Source organism: Pseudomonas sp. AFG_SD02_1510_Pfu_092 (assembly GCF_003331055.1).
Classification (GTDB): domain Bacteria; phylum Pseudomonadota; class Gammaproteobacteria; order Pseudomonadales; family Pseudomonadaceae; genus Aquipseudomonas.
In genome coordinates, this window is the sequence record NZ_PUQD01000004.1 from 49,271 (window position 1) to 62,384 (window position 13,114).

A 13,114-nucleotide genomic window follows, 5' to 3' on the forward strand; every position below is an offset into this window, starting at 1 on the left:
GGTCAGAGTCCTTGTTCGCTCAGCCACAGGTTGAGTGCCGCCAGTTGCCACAGCTTGGAACCGCGCAGCGGCGTCAACTGGCCGTGCGGGTTGCTCAGCAGGCGGTCGAGCATGGCCGGGTTGAACAGCCCGCGATCCTGGCTGGGGTCGGTCAGCAACTCGCGTACCCAGCCGAGGGTGGCGCCTTCCAGGTGCTTCAGGCCCGGTACCGGGAAGTAGCCCTTCTTGCGGTCGATCACCTCGTGCGGGATCACCCGCCGCGCCGCCTGCTTGAGCACCTGCTTGCCGCCGTCGGGCAGCTTGAAGCGCGCCGGAATGCGCGCCGACAGCTCCACCAGGCGGTAGTCGAGGAACGGCGTACGCGCCTCCAGGCCCCAGGCCATGGTCATGTTGTCGACCCGTTTGACCGGGTCTTCGACCAGCATCACCGTGCTGTCCAGGCGCAAGGCCTTGTCCACCGCGTCGGCGGCGCCGGGGCGGGCGAAGTGCTCGCGTACGAAGTCGCCGGCAGCGTCGCTTTCCAGCAGCCAGGAGGGTTGCACCGTTTCGCGGTATTCGGCGTGGCTGCGGTCGAAGAAGGCCTCGCGGTAGGCGGCAAAGGCATCCTCGGCGCCGTCCACCTGCGGATACCAGTGATAGCCGGCGAACAGCTCGTCGGCGCCCTGGCCGCTTTGCACGCCCTTGCAGTGCTTGGCCACTTCCCGCGACAGCAGGTAGAAGGCGATGCAGTCGTGGCTGACCATCGGTTCGCTCATGGCGCGGAAGGCCGCAGGCAACTGGTCGATGATTTCGTGCTCGGCAATGCGCAGCTGGTGGTGGCGGGTGCCGTAGTGTCTGGCGATCAGGTCGGAATACTGGAACTCGTCGCCGCGTTCGCCGCCGGCATCCTCGAAACCGATCGAGAAGGTCGACAGGTCGTCCACGCCCACTTCACGTAGCAGGCCGACCAGCAGGCTCGAGTCGACACCGCCGGACAGCAGCACGCCAACGTCGACCGCTGCCCGTTGGCGAATGGCCACGGCGTCGCGGGTGGCGTCGAGCACACGGGTGGTCCAGCCTTCCAGGTCGAGTTCACGCTCGTCCGGGTTGGCGCCGTATTTCAGCTGCCACCAGGTCTGGCGTTCGACTTCGCCATGGCGGTCGATGCGCATCCAGGTGCCGGGCTCCAGCTTTTGCACGTTGGCCAGCAACGTGCGCGGCGCTGGCACCACGGCATGGAAGTTCAGGTAGTGGTTGAGGGCCACCGGGTCGAGCATCGGGTCGATGTCGCCGCCCTTGAGCAGCGCTGGAAGGGTCGAGGCGAAACGCAGGCGCTCGCCATTGCGCGACAGGTACAAAGGTTTGACGCCGAGGCGGTCGCGGGCCAGGAACAGGCGCTGGTTGTCGCGCTCCCAGATGGCGAGGGCGAACATGCCGTTGAGCTTGGGCAGCAGGGCCGCGCCCCAGGCGTGGTAGCCCTTGAGCAGCACCTCGGTGTCGCCGTCGGACCAGAACCGATAGCCCAGGTCCTGCAGCTCCTGGCGCAGTTCCGGGAAGTTGTAGATGGCACCGTTGAAGGCCAGTGACAGGCCCAGGGTGTTATCGACCATCGGCTGCGCAGAGCCGTCGGACAGGTCCATGATTTTCAGGCGCCGGTGGCCGAGGGCGATCGGGCCCTGACTATGGAAGCCCCAGGCATCCGGGCCGCGAGGCGCCAGGTGATGGGTGATGCGCTCTACCGCAGCCAGGTCGGCTGGGCGAGGGGCTTGGTCGATTGGGGTGAAACGCAACTCTCCTGCTAATCCGCACATAGGTCCTTACCGGTTTTTCCGTTGGGGAGGGGATGCCCCGGATTAGGGCATCTTAAGGAACTGACCCATGTGCTTTGCGAGAGTTTTAGATCGATCTGTTATATGGCAAAAGGCTCTTGGGCTGCGCAGCGGCGCCATTTCCCTACTTTCCGCGAATCAATTTGCGCAAGGCAAACCGGTTCGGGTGGCAGGCCTCGGCCACCGCCCGTGGTAACGGCAGCGGTTCCCCGCAGACCCAGGCCGCCACCAGCTCGCCGCTCAACGGCGCGGTGATCAGCCCGCGCGAGCCATGCCCGCTGTTCACGTATAACCCGTCCAACCAGGGGCAGGCCACCTCTGGCACCTGGCGCGCATCGCGCCCCAGCACCGCATAGGCCTCGGCGAACGCCTGGGCATCCGCCAGCGGCCCGACGATCGGCAGGTAATCCGGGCTGGTGCAGCGGAACGCGGCACGCCCCTGCAACTGTTCCGGGTCCAGGTCGGGGGCACCCAGGCGCTGGGCCAGGTCGCGGGAGATTTCCTCCAGCAAGGCCAGGTTGCCCTGGTGTTCGGCCACCGTCGGCGCTAGGTCTTCGCTGTGGAAGTCGAAGCTTGCGCCCAAGGTGTGTTCGTCCTCGCGCGGTGGCGCCACATAGCCCTCTGCGCACACCACGGTGCGCAGCGCGCGGCTGCTGGTGGTGGCCGGCAAGCGGGTGATCTGCCCGCGAATACGCTTGAGCGGCAACTGCGCGCACGGCTCGAAGCGCCGTACTTCGGCGGCTGCGGCCAGGATCACCACGGGCGCACTGGCCAGCAGCTGTGCCCCCGCCCAGGCCTGCCAGTGGTCACCGACCTTGCGCAGTTCCAGCACCTCCCGGTGCGTGAGCAGGCGAATACCTGGGTGCTGCAACTGTTGCTGGCACAGCGCTGGCGGGTGCACCCAGCCCCCTTCGGGGTAGAACAGCCCCCCGGCCGGCAAGGCCACCCCGGCGATGGCTTCGGCCTCGCTGCGCGCCAGTGTATGCAGCAGGTCGTAGTCGAAGGCGGCCGCCAGCTTGCCCTGGCGCTCGGCCTCCTTGCCGTCAAAGGCCAGCTGCAACACGCCGCAGGCATCCCAGTCGCGGCCACGCTGCAGGCGCTGCAACTGGCGCCGGGTGTAGCCGAAACCGGACAGGATCATCTGCGACAGCGCGGTGCCATGCGCAGACAACTTGAGGTACAGCACCCCTTGCGGGTTACCCGAAGCTTCCCGTGCCGGCGCGTCCTGGCGCTCCAGCACGGTCACCTGCCAACCGCGCCGGGCCAGGCTGGCGGCGCTGGCGCTGCCGGCCAGCCCGGCACCGATCACCAGCGCTTCACGCGGCAGCGCTGAGCCAGCCGGGCGCGCGTACCACGGCGCAGCAGGGGCGGGCAGGGGGCCAACGTAGGCGCCGCTCATCACTTCCCATTTCTTGCCGATGCCTGGCACCTTCTTCATGGCGAAGCCGGCATCGACCAGGCTGCGGCGTACCCAGCCAGTGGTGGTGAACGTGCCCAGCACTGTGCCAGGGTGTGACAGCCGGGCCAGTTGCGCGAACAGCTGCGGGGTCCACATGTCGGGGTTCTTGGCCGGGGCGAAGCCGTCGAGGAACCACACATCGATCTGCGCATCGAGTTGCGGCAGTTGTTCCAGCACATCGCCGATCAGCAAGGTGAGGCTGACCCTGCCGTCGGCGAAGGTGAACTGCTGAAAGCCCGGGTGCACGGCCACGTATTGCTCCAGCAGGGGCTCGGTGTAGGCGCCGAGTTCGGGCCACAGCCGCACCGCACGGGCCATGTCCTGCTGGCTGAGGGGGTATTTCTCGACACTGACGAAGTGCAGGCGTGCGTCGCTGGGGGCGTGCTCGGCAAACAGCTGCCAGGCGCAGAAAAAGTTCATCCCGGTGCCAAAACCGGTTTCGCCGATCACCATGCAGGCGTGCGGCGCCAGGTTGGCAAAGCGTTCGGCCAGGCGGGTCTGGCCGAGGAACACGTGCTTGGTTTCTTCGATGCCTTCGTTGACCGCGAAATAGACGTCGTCGTATTGCCGCGAGTGAGGGCGGCCTTGGTCGTCCCAGTCGATCTGGGCATGCTGGAGGAGGGTGGACATGGTTGGCTCGGTTGCAGCGGACGGGCGGATTTTATGCCATCCGCAGATTTTGCGCTGGCTGTACCGGCTCGCAAGAGCAGCACAGTCCCTGTGAGAGCGGGCGAGCCCGCGAAGAGGCCGGCACAGGCAACCCGCAAATCCGCTAGTCTTGCTTATCCATTGAAGGAGCCAGTGCATGTTCGAATCCGCCGAAATCGGCCACAGCATCGACAAGGAAGCTTACGACGCCGAGGTGCCCGCGTTACGCGAGGCCCTGCTCGAAGCCCAGTACGAACTCAAGCAGCAGGCGCGCTTCCCGGTGATCGTGCTGATCAACGGCATCGAAGGCGCCGGCAAGGGCGAGACGGTCAAATTGCTCAACGAGTGGATGGACCCGCGGCTGATCGATGTGCTCACCTTCGACCAGCAGACCGACGAGGAACTGGCGCGGCCCCCGGCCTGGCGCTACTGGCGGGCCCTGCCACCGAAGGGGCGGATGGGCGTGTTCTTCGGCAACTGGTACAGCCAGATGCTGCAGGGGCGGGTGCACGGCTTGTTCAAGGACGCCGTGCTCGACCAGGCCATCACCGGCGCCGAGCGGCTGGAGGAGATGCTCTGCGACGAAGGCGCGCTGATCATCAAATTCTGGTTCCACCTGTCCAAGAAGCAGATGAAAGCGCGGCTGAAATCGCTCAAGGACGACCCGCTGCACAGCTGGAAGATCAGCCCGCTGGACTGGCAGCAGTCGCAGACCTACGACCGTTTCGTGCGCTTTGGCGAGCGCGTGCTGCGCCGCACCAGCCGCGACTATGCCCCATGGCACATCATCGAAGGCGTCGACCCGAACTACCGCAGCCTGGCGGTGGGGCGCATCCTTCTGGAAAGCCTGCAGGCGGCACTGGCCAACAACCCCAAAAGCAAGCACCAGGGCAACGTCGCGCCGTTGGGGCGCAGCATCGACCAGCGCAGCCTGCTCGGTGCGCTGGACATGTCGCTGCGCCTGGACAAGGCCGACTATCAGGAGCAACTGGTCAGCGAACAGGCGCGCCTGGCCGGCCTGCTGCGTGACAAGCGCATGCGCCGCCATGCCCTGGTGGCGGTGTTCGAAGGTAACGATGCCGCCGGCAAGGGCGGCGCCATCCGCCGCGTGGCGGCCGCGCTGGACCCGCGCCAGTACCGCATCGTGCCGATTGCCGCACCCACCGAAGAAGAGCGCGCGCAGCCTTACCTGTGGCGGTTCTGGCGGCACATCCCGGCGCGCGGCAAGTTCACCATCTTCGACCGTTCTTGGTATGGCCGGGTGCTGGTGGAGCGGGTGGAAGGCTTTTGCAGCCCGGCCGACTGGATGCGTGCCTACAGCGAGATCAACGATTTCGAGGAACAGCTGGTGAATGCCGGCGTGGTGGTGGTCAAGTTCTGGCTGGCGATCGACCAGCAGACCCAGCTGGCACGTTTCGAGGAGCGCGAGCAGATCCCGTTCAAGCGTTACAAGATCACCGAGGATGACTGGCGCAACCGCGACAAGTGGGACGACTATGCCCAGGCGGTGGGCGACATGGTCGACCGCACCAGCAGCGAGATCGCGCCATGGACGCTGGTAGAAGCCAACGACAAGCGCTGGGCGCGGGTGAAGGTGTTGCGCACCATCAACCAGGCACTCGAGGCGGCGTTTGCACGGGACAAGAAATAGCCAAGTTCTGGTAGCCCGTACCGGCCTCTTCGCGGGCTTGCCCGCTCCCACAGGGATCACACAAAATTCAAGTTTGTGGCGCTCCTGTGGGAGCGGGCAAGCCCGCGAAGAGGCCGGCACAGCCAAGCCACCCTCAAGCCACCCCACCAAGCCATGCCACAAAAGAATGATGATGAATTCTTTTCTCGGCACTCGCGCCCGTCCCGCCCCTCCAAGCCTTTAGAATTCAACCACCCCCACCACGGGCTTGATCGAGGATTTTATGCACATCACTACCGGCCGCTGGGGCTACGGGTTGTTCCTGGCACTTCTGACGGCGCTGCTCTGGGGCATCCTGCCCATCAAGCTCAAGCAGGTGCTGCAAGTGGTCGACCCGGTCACCGTCACCTGGTATCGCCTGCTGGTTTCCGGTGGCCTGCTGTTCGCCTGGCTGGCGGCCAAGCGGCGCTTGCCTTCATTCGGCAAGCTGGGGCTCAAGGGCAAGGGCCTGGTGCTGCTGGCAGTTTGTGGCCTGATGGGCAACTACGTGCTCTACCTGATCGGCCTCAAGTTGCTCAGCCCAGGCACTGCGCAACTGGTCGTACAGCTCGGCCCGGTGCTGTTGCTGGTGGCCAGCGTGTTCGTGTTCCGCGAGCGTTTCAGCCTGGGGCAGGGCGTGGGCTTGCTGATCCTGCTGGCGGGGTTCGGCCTGTTTTTCAACCAGCGCCTTGAGGAATTGCTGACCTCGCTGGGCAGCTACACCACCGGGGTGCTTACCATCCTGCTGGCCACCAGCATCTGGGTGTTCTACGCGCTCAGCCAGAAGCAGTTGCTGACGGTGTGGAACTCGCAGCAGGTGATGATGGTGATCTACCTCTGCTGTGCTGCGCTGCTGACGCCTTGGGTGCACCCGCTGGAGGCATTGCAGCTGACCCCGGTGCAAGGCTGGCTGCTGCTGGCCTGTTGCCTGAATACCCTGGTGGCCTATGGCGCGTTTGCCGAAGCGCTGGCGCACTGGGAGGCTTCGCGGGTGAGTGCCACGCTGGCGCTGACCCCGCTGGTGACCTTTGTCGCGGTGGCGCTGGCGGCGCTGGCCTGGCCTGAGTATGTGCATGCCGAGGACATCAATGCCCTGGGGTATGTGGGGGCGGTGACGGTGGTGCTGGGGTCGGCGCTGGTGGCGCTGGGGCCATCGCTGGTGGCCGGGTGGCGGGCGCGCAGGGCGCGGCTGGCCCAGGTTCAGTGATTGCCTGTGCCGGCCCTTTCGCGGGCTTGCCCGCTCCCACAGGGACACCACAGTATTCAGCTTTGTGGTGATCCTGTGGGAGCGGGCAAGCCCGCGAAGAGGCCGGCACAGGCGACAGGATATTCAGCCCTTACCACCTGGCGCCAGCATGTTCTCCGGCCGCACCCATTGGTCGAACTGCTCGTTGCTCAGGTACTTCAACTCCAGGGCCGCTTCGCGCAGGGTCTTGCCTTCGCCATAGGCTTTCTTGGCAATTTCCGCAGCCTTGTCATAACCGATATGCGGGTTCAGCGCCGTCACCAGCATCAAACCGCGCTCCAGATGGGCCGCCATCTGCTCGGCATCCGGCTCGATCCCGGCCACGCAGTGCTGCTGGAAGTTGCGGCAACCGTCAGCCAGCAGTTCGATCGACTGCAGCAGGTTGTGGATGATCACCGGCTTGAACACGTTCAGTTGCAAATGCCCCTGGCTGGCGGCAAAACCGATCGCCGCGTCGTTGCCCAGCACCTGGCAGGCCAGCATCGACAGGGCTTCGCACTGGGTCGGGTTGACCTTGCCCGGCATGATCGAACTGCCCGGCTCGTTGGCCGGCAGGCGTACCTCGGCCAGCCCGGCGCGCGGGCCGGAACCCAGCAGGCGCAGGTCGTTGGCGATTTTCATCAGGGCCACGGCCAGGGTCTTCAAGGCACCGGCCAGGCTGGTCAGCGGCTCGTGGCCGGCGAGGGCGGCGAACTTGTTCGGCGCCGTGACGAATGGCAGGCCGGACAACGCCGCCAGCTCGGCGGCGATGGCTTCGGCAAACCCATGCGGGGCATTGAGCCCGGTACCCACGGCGGTGCCGCCCTGGGCCAGTTCGCACACCGCCGGCAAGGTGGCGCGGATCGCGCGCTGGGCGTAATCGAGCTGGGCGACGAAGGCCGATACCTCCTGGCCGAAGGTGATCGGCGTGGCGTCCATCATGTGCGTGCGGCCGGTCTTCACCAGCTTGTGGTGGCGCGCCGACAGCTCGGCCAGCCCCGAGGACAGTTCGGCGATGGCTGGCAGCAGCCGGTCGTGCACCGCCTGCGCCGCGGCAATGTGCATGGCGGTGGGGAAGCAGTCGTTGGAACTCTGCGAGCGGTTGACATGGTCGTTGGGGTGCACCGGCACCTTGCCGCCACGGCCTTTGCCGGCCAGCTCGTTGGCCCGCCCGGCAATCACCTCGTTGACGTTCATGTTGCTCTGGGTGCCGCTGCCGGTCTGCCACACCACCAGCGGGAACTGGTCGTCGTGCTGGCCGCCCAGCACTTCGTCGGCGGCCTGCTCGATCAGCCGGGCGATGTCGGCGGGCAGGTCGCCATTACGGTCATTGACGCGTGCCGCGGCCTTCTTGATCAGCGCCAGGGCGTGCAGCACCGCGATGGGCATGCGTTCCTTGCCAATGGCGAAGTTGATCAGCGAACGCTGGGTCTGCGCACCCCAGTAGGCGTCCTCAGGAACTTCGACCGGGCCCAGGCTGTCTGTCTCGATACGGCTCATTCTGTACGCACTCCTGTGTAGTTCGAAATCGCAGTTTAGGCCTTGATTCGACCGAGCGGTTCCGTCGCTCGTCGTGCTACTTGAGCACATCGCCACCACGGCGCAGAATGCTCTACTTCTGAGGTACCCGCCTCCCTCTCTTCCGAAGGAAATGCAATGACCCGTCTCCGTGTCCTTTGTGCCGCCGTTGCCCTGGCTTGCGCCAGCGGCCAGGTGCTCGCTGCCACCGCCAGCCACAACGCTGCTGCCGAGAAATTCCTGACCCTGGCCAACGCCGACAAGCTGGGCACCCCGGTGTACATGCAGGTCCAGCAGATGTTCGCCCAGCGTTTCGCCCAGACCAAGGCCCCGGCTACCAAGCAGCCGGTGCTGGAAAGCTACCAGGCCAAGGCCAACGCCGCGCTGGACAACGCCATCGGCTGGAACAAGCTGAAGCCGAAGATGGTCGACCTGTACACCCAGACCTTCACCGAGCAGGAACTCAAGGACCTGGTCAAGTTCTACGAGTCGCCGCTGGGCAAGAAAGTCCTGCGCGAGATGCCCAAGGTCACCCAGCAGTCGGCCCAGCTGACCCAGCAGAGCCTGGAACCGGCGGTGCCGGTGGTGAACAAGCTGCTCGAGGACATGACCAAGGAGCTGGACCCGAACGCTGGCAAGGCCGCCGCCCCGGCGAAGAAGTGAGTAAGCCGCAATGACCATGCAACAGCGTATCGAACAGCAGCTGGCGGCGCTGGCGCCGCAGCACCTGCAAGTGCTCGACGAAAGCCACATGCACAGTCGTGGTCAGGAGACCCACTACAAGGCAGTGATCGTCAGCGAGCAGTTTGCCGGGCTGAACAGCGTCAAGCGCCACCAGAAGGTGTACGCCACCATGGGTGAGCTGATGGGCGAGATCCACGCCCTGGCCATTCATACCTACACCGGCGAAGAGTGGGCCAAGGTCGGCGTTGCACCGGCCTCGCCGGTGTGCGCGGGCGGCGGGCACTGAAACCCTTCGGTTGTTCTGGTAGAATCCGCTTCATCCCAAAAGGGGGCTGCTGTGCAGCCCATCGCCGGCAAGCCGGCTCCCACCGGTAAAGCACCCGTCCCGAAAGCGGTGCACAACCTGTGGGAGCTGGCTTGCCGGCGATGGGGCGCGCAGCGGCCCCCTGTTCATTGTGTAACCCGGTCCGCCCCTTACGAGGGCAACCACCTGGAGAACCTGCTTCATGTCCCAAGCCATCGTCGTCGCGGCGCTGTACAAGTTCGTCACCTTGGAAGACTACGTCGAGCTGCGTGAGCCGCTGCTCAAGACCATGCTCGACAACAACGTCAAAGGCACCCTGCTGCTGGCCCACGAGGGCATCAACGGCACCGTTTCGGCCACCCGCGAGGGCATCGACGGCCTGCTGGCCTGGCTGCGCAACGACCCGCGCCTGGCCGATGTCGACCACAAGGAATCGTACTGCGACGAACAGCCGTTCTACCGCACTAAGGTCAAGCTCAAGAAAGAGATCGTCACCCTCGGCGTGCCGGGCGTGGACCCGAACCAGGCGGTCGGCACCTATGTCGAGCCCAAGGACTGGAACGCGTTGATCAGCGACCCCGAGGTGCTGCTGATCGACACCCGCAATGACTACGAAGTGGCCATCGGCACCTTCAAGGGCGCCATCGACCCGAAGACTGAGACCTTCCGCGAGTTCCCCGACTACATCAAGGCCAACTTCGACCCCAGCAAGCACAAGAAGGTTGCCATGTTCTGCACCGGCGGCATTCGTTGCGAAAAAGCCTCCAGCTATATGCTCGGTGAGGGCTTCGAGGAGGTCTATCATCTTAAGGGCGGCATCCTGAAATACTTCGAGGAAGTGCCTCAGGAACAAAGCCTGTGGGACGGCGACTGCTTCGTCTTCGACAACCGCGTCACGGTGCGCCATGACCTGAGCGAGGGCGAGTACGACCAGTGCCACGCCTGCCGCCACCCGATCAATGCAGAGGAGCGCGCGTCCGAGCACTATTCGCCAGGTATCAGCTGCCCGCATTGCTGGGACACCCTGAGCGAGAAGACCCGGCGTAGCGCCATCGACCGGCAGAAGCAGATCGAGCTGGCCAAGGCCCGCAACCTGCCCCACCCGATCGGTTACAACTACAAAGCCGAGGCTTGAAGCATGTCTGCACGCCTGATCTATGTGATGGACCCGATGTGCTCCTGGTGCTGGGGTTTCGCACCCGTGGCCGCGGCCCTGATCAGCCAGGCGCGCGAGGCGGGCGTGCCGACCCGGCTGGTGCCAGGCGGCTTGCGTACCGGCGGCAGCGCCCTGGACAGTTCTACCCGCAAGTACATCCTCGAACACTGGCAGGCGGTGGCCGAAGCCACCGGCCAGCCATTCCGCTTCGAGGGGGCCATGCCTGACGGCTTCGTCTACGACACCGAACCGGCCTGCCGGGCCCTGGTCACCGCCCGCGAGCTGAACGCCGAGCGCGTCTGGCCGCTGCTGGCGCTGATCCAGCGCTCGTTCTACGAGCAGGGCGTGGATGTGACCCTCGCCCCGCACCTGGTCGAGCTGGCCGAACAGGCCGGTTTCGACCGTGCCGCGTTCGCCGAGGCCTTCACTGCGGCTGACACCCGCGCTGCCACCGCAGCCGATTTCAGCTGGGCCCAGGACCTGGGCATTGCCGGCTTCCCGACCCTGCTCGCCGAGCGCAATGGCCAACTGGCCCTGCTGACCAACGGCTACCAGCCGCTGGAGCGCCTGCAACCGTTGCTCGGCCGCTGGCTGCAGCAGGCCGCCTGTGCTTGATCTGCCTGGGTCACCCGACCCGGTGCCGGGCAAGCCTCACACTGCGGCCGACCGCCTGAGCTGGGTGGAAATCCGCCGCCTGGCCCTGCATCACAAGAAGCGCCTCTGGTCCGCCAACCTGATTGCCGTGCTGGCCGCCTGCTGCAGCGTGCCCATCCCGCTGCTGCTGCCGTTGCTGGTGGACGAAGTGCTGCTTGGCCATGGCGATGCCGCGTTGAAGTGGATGAACCACCTGCTGCCGTCCAGCTGGCAGGTAGCGAGCGGCTACATCGGCCTGATGTTGCTGCTGACCCTGTGCCTGCGCCTGGCCGCCCTGGCCTTCAACGTGGTCCAGGCCAAGCTGTTCGCCGGCCTGGCCAAGGACATCGTCTACCGCCTGCGCATACGCCTGATCGAGCGGCTCAAACGCATTTCGCTTAAGGAATACGAAAGCCTGGGCAGCGGCACGGTGACCACCCACCTGGTCACCGACCTGGACACCCTCGACAAGTTCGTCGGCGAAACCCTCAGCCGCTTCCTGGTGGCCATGCTGACCCTGACCGGCACGGCGGCCATCCTGATCTGGATGCACTGGCAGCTGGCCTTGCTGATCCTGCTGTTCAACCCGCTGGTGATCTACTTCACCGTGCAGTTGGGCAAGCGCGTCAAGCACCTGAAAAAGCTCGAGAACGACAGCACTGCGCGGTTTACCCAGGCGCTGACGGAAACCCTCGACGCCATCCAGGAAATCCGCGCCGGCAACCGCCAGGGCTATTTCCTCGGCCGCCTCGGCCTGCGCGCCCGCGAAGTGCGTGACTACGCCGTCGATTCGCAATGGAAGAGCGATGCCAGCGGCCGTGCCAGCGGGCTGCTGTTCCAGTTCGGTATCGACATTTTCCGCGCCGCGGCCATGCTCACCGTGCTGTTCTCCGACCTGTCGATCGGGCAGATGCTGGCGGTGTTCAGCTACCTGTGGTTCATGATCGGCCCGGTGGAGCAGCTGCTCAACCTGCAATATGCCTACTACGCCGCCGGCGGGGCGCTGAGCCGCCTCAACGAGCTGCTGGCACGCGCCGACGAGCCGCAGTACCCGGCCGCCAGCGACCCGTTCGCCGGCCGCGAAACAGTCGGCATCGAAGTGCGCGACCTGCGCTTTGCCTATGCCGAAGAGCCGGTGCTCGAGCACCTCGACCTGTCCATCGCCGCTGGCGAGAAGGTGGCTATCGTCGGTGCCAGCGGCGGCGGCAAGAGCACCCTGGTGCAGCTGTTGCTGGGCCTGTACGGCGCCCAGGCCGGGACCATTCGCTTTGGCGGTGCCAGTCTGCAGGAAATCGGCCTGGAAACCCTGCGCGAAAACGTCGCAGTGGTGTTGCAGCACCCTGCGTTGTTCAACGACACCGTGCGCGCCAACCTGACCATGGGCCGCGATTGCAGCGACGAGGCCTGCTGGCAGGCGCTGCGCATTGCCCAGCTGGATGCCACCATCGCGGCCCTGCCGCAGGGCCTGGACAGCGTGGTGGGCCGTTCTGGCGTGCGTTTGTCCGGTGGCCAGCGCCAGCGTCTGGCGATTGCCCGCATGGTCCTGGCCGAACCCAAGGTGGTAATCCTCGACGAAGCCACCTCGGCGCTCGATGCCGCCACCGAATACAACCTGCACCAGGCCCTGGCGCGTTTCCTCAGCGGCCGCACCACGCTGATCATCGCCCACCGCCTGTCGGCGGTGAAGCAGGCCGACCGGGTGCTGGTGTTCGATGGCGGGCATGTGGCCGAGGATGGCGACCACCAGCAGCTGATTGCCGAAGGTGGGTTGTATGCCAAGCTGTATGGGCACCTGCAGCAGAGCTGAATTTTTGGCAGCCTGTGCGGGCCTCTTCGCGGGTAAACCCGCTCCCACAAGGCCTCCACAGGGCTGGAGGTCTGTACGGCATCTGTGGGAGCGGGTTCACCCGCGAATAGGCCGGTACAGGCTGTACAAATCCCTGAGATCCTTGTCATAAAAAACCCAACCGCGGGTATGGCAAATGGCCTACGCTGTGCTTGTCTGGGTTG

General features: G+C 65.5%; 10 protein-coding genes. 7 read left to right on the forward strand and 3 right to left on the reverse strand.

What is annotated here, in order from left to right; all coding sequences use genetic code 11:
* Nucleotides 1–2 precede the first annotated feature (2 nt).
* The gene (locus C6A77_RS03275; RefSeq protein ID WP_114167991.1) at nt 3–1,790 is read right to left on the reverse strand and encodes an N-acetylglutaminylglutamine amidotransferase; all 1,788 of its coding nucleotides are present in this window, start codon (nt 1,788–1,790) and stop codon (nt 3–5) included.
* 142 nt (nt 1,791–1,932) lie between these two features.
* Entirely contained in the window at nt 1,933–3,897 is a 1,965-nt protein-coding gene (gene mnmC / locus C6A77_RS03280; RefSeq protein WP_114167992.1) for a bifunctional tRNA (5-methylaminomethyl-2-thiouridine)(34)-methyltransferase MnmD/FAD-dependent 5-carboxymethylaminomethyl-2-thiouridine(34) oxidoreductase MnmC, read from the reverse strand.
* Nucleotides 3,898–4,072: 175 nt separating this feature from the next.
* Between mnmC and pap the strand changes: the two genes are divergently transcribed.
* Together pap and C6A77_RS03295 are read left to right on the forward strand one after the other, a co-directional pair.
* A complete protein-coding gene (gene pap / locus C6A77_RS03285; protein ID WP_114167993.1) occupies nt 4,073–5,566 on the forward strand; it encodes a polyphosphate:AMP phosphotransferase in 1,494 nt (497 codons plus the stop codon).
* A gap of 262 nt (nt 5,567–5,828) precedes the next feature.
* Entirely contained in the window at nt 5,829–6,791 is a 963-nt protein-coding gene (locus tag C6A77_RS03295) for a DMT family transporter (protein ID WP_114167995.1), read from the forward strand.
* 123 nt (nt 6,792–6,914) lie between these two features.
* On the opposite strand, the gene C6A77_RS03300 is transcribed toward C6A77_RS03295, so the two are convergent.
* Nucleotides 6,915–8,309, reverse strand: a complete 1,395-nt coding sequence (locus C6A77_RS03300; RefSeq protein ID WP_114167996.1) for a class II fumarate hydratase — start codon at nt 8,307–8,309, stop codon at nt 6,915–6,917.
* Nucleotides 8,310–8,465: 156 nt separating this feature from the next.
* On the opposite strand from C6A77_RS03300, the gene C6A77_RS03305 reads away from it, so the two are divergent.
* The 5 genes from C6A77_RS03305 to C6A77_RS03325 all read left to right on the forward strand — a co-directional run bounded on the left by C6A77_RS03305 (nt 8,466) and on the right by C6A77_RS03325 (nt 12,911).
* Nucleotides 8,466–8,990 carry a DUF2059 domain-containing protein gene (locus C6A77_RS03305; RefSeq protein WP_114167997.1) on the forward strand — a complete coding sequence of 175 codons (525 nt, stop codon included), beginning with the start codon at nt 8,466–8,468 and terminating at the stop codon, nt 8,988–8,990.
* A gap of 10 nt (nt 8,991–9,000) precedes the next feature.
* A complete protein-coding gene (locus C6A77_RS03310) occupies nt 9,001–9,297 on the forward strand; it encodes a BolA family protein (protein WP_114167998.1) in 297 nt (98 codons plus the stop codon).
* A 220-nt stretch (nt 9,298–9,517) separates the two neighbouring features.
* Entirely contained in the window at nt 9,518–10,450 is a 933-nt protein-coding gene (locus C6A77_RS03315; RefSeq protein ID WP_114167999.1) for a rhodanese-related sulfurtransferase, read from the forward strand.
* 3 nt (nt 10,451–10,453) lie between these two features.
* Complete coding sequence (locus C6A77_RS03320; RefSeq protein ID WP_114168000.1) at nt 10,454–11,086, forward strand: DsbA family protein; 633 nt, start codon at nt 10,454–10,456, stop codon at nt 11,084–11,086.
* On the forward strand, nt 11,079–12,911 hold the full coding sequence (locus C6A77_RS03325) for an ABC transporter ATP-binding protein (RefSeq protein ID WP_114168001.1): 1,833 nt from the start codon (nt 11,079–11,081) through the stop codon (nt 12,909–12,911). Before C6A77_RS03320 ends, C6A77_RS03325 begins: the two co-directional genes overlap by 8 nt.
* The last annotated feature ends 203 nt before the right edge of the window (nt 12,912–13,114 follow it).

Coding starts and splice junctions, on each gene's coding strand:
- C6A77_RS03275 (WP_114167991.1), bottom strand. CDS start 1,790: ATGTGCGGATTAGCAGGAGAGTTGCGTTTCACCCCAATCGACCAAGCC.
- mnmC (WP_114167992.1), bottom strand. CDS start 3,897: ATGTCCACCCTCCTCCAGCATGCCCAGATCGACTGGGACGACCAAGGC.
- C6A77_RS03320 (WP_114168000.1), top strand. CDS start 10,454: ATGTCTGCACGCCTGATCTATGTGATGGACCCGATGTGCTCCTGGTGC.
- C6A77_RS03295 (WP_114167995.1), top strand. CDS start 5,829: ATGCACATCACTACCGGCCGCTGGGGCTACGGGTTGTTCCTGGCACTT.
- C6A77_RS03305 (WP_114167997.1), top strand. CDS start 8,466: ATGACCCGTCTCCGTGTCCTTTGTGCCGCCGTTGCCCTGGCTTGCGCC.
- pap (WP_114167993.1), top strand. CDS start 4,073: ATGTTCGAATCCGCCGAAATCGGCCACAGCATCGACAAGGAAGCTTAC.
- C6A77_RS03310 (WP_114167998.1), top strand. CDS start 9,001: ATGACCATGCAACAGCGTATCGAACAGCAGCTGGCGGCGCTGGCGCCG.
- C6A77_RS03315 (WP_114167999.1), top strand. CDS start 9,518: ATGTCCCAAGCCATCGTCGTCGCGGCGCTGTACAAGTTCGTCACCTTG.
- C6A77_RS03300 (WP_114167996.1), bottom strand. CDS start 8,309: ATGAGCCGTATCGAGACAGACAGCCTGGGCCCGGTCGAAGTTCCTGAG.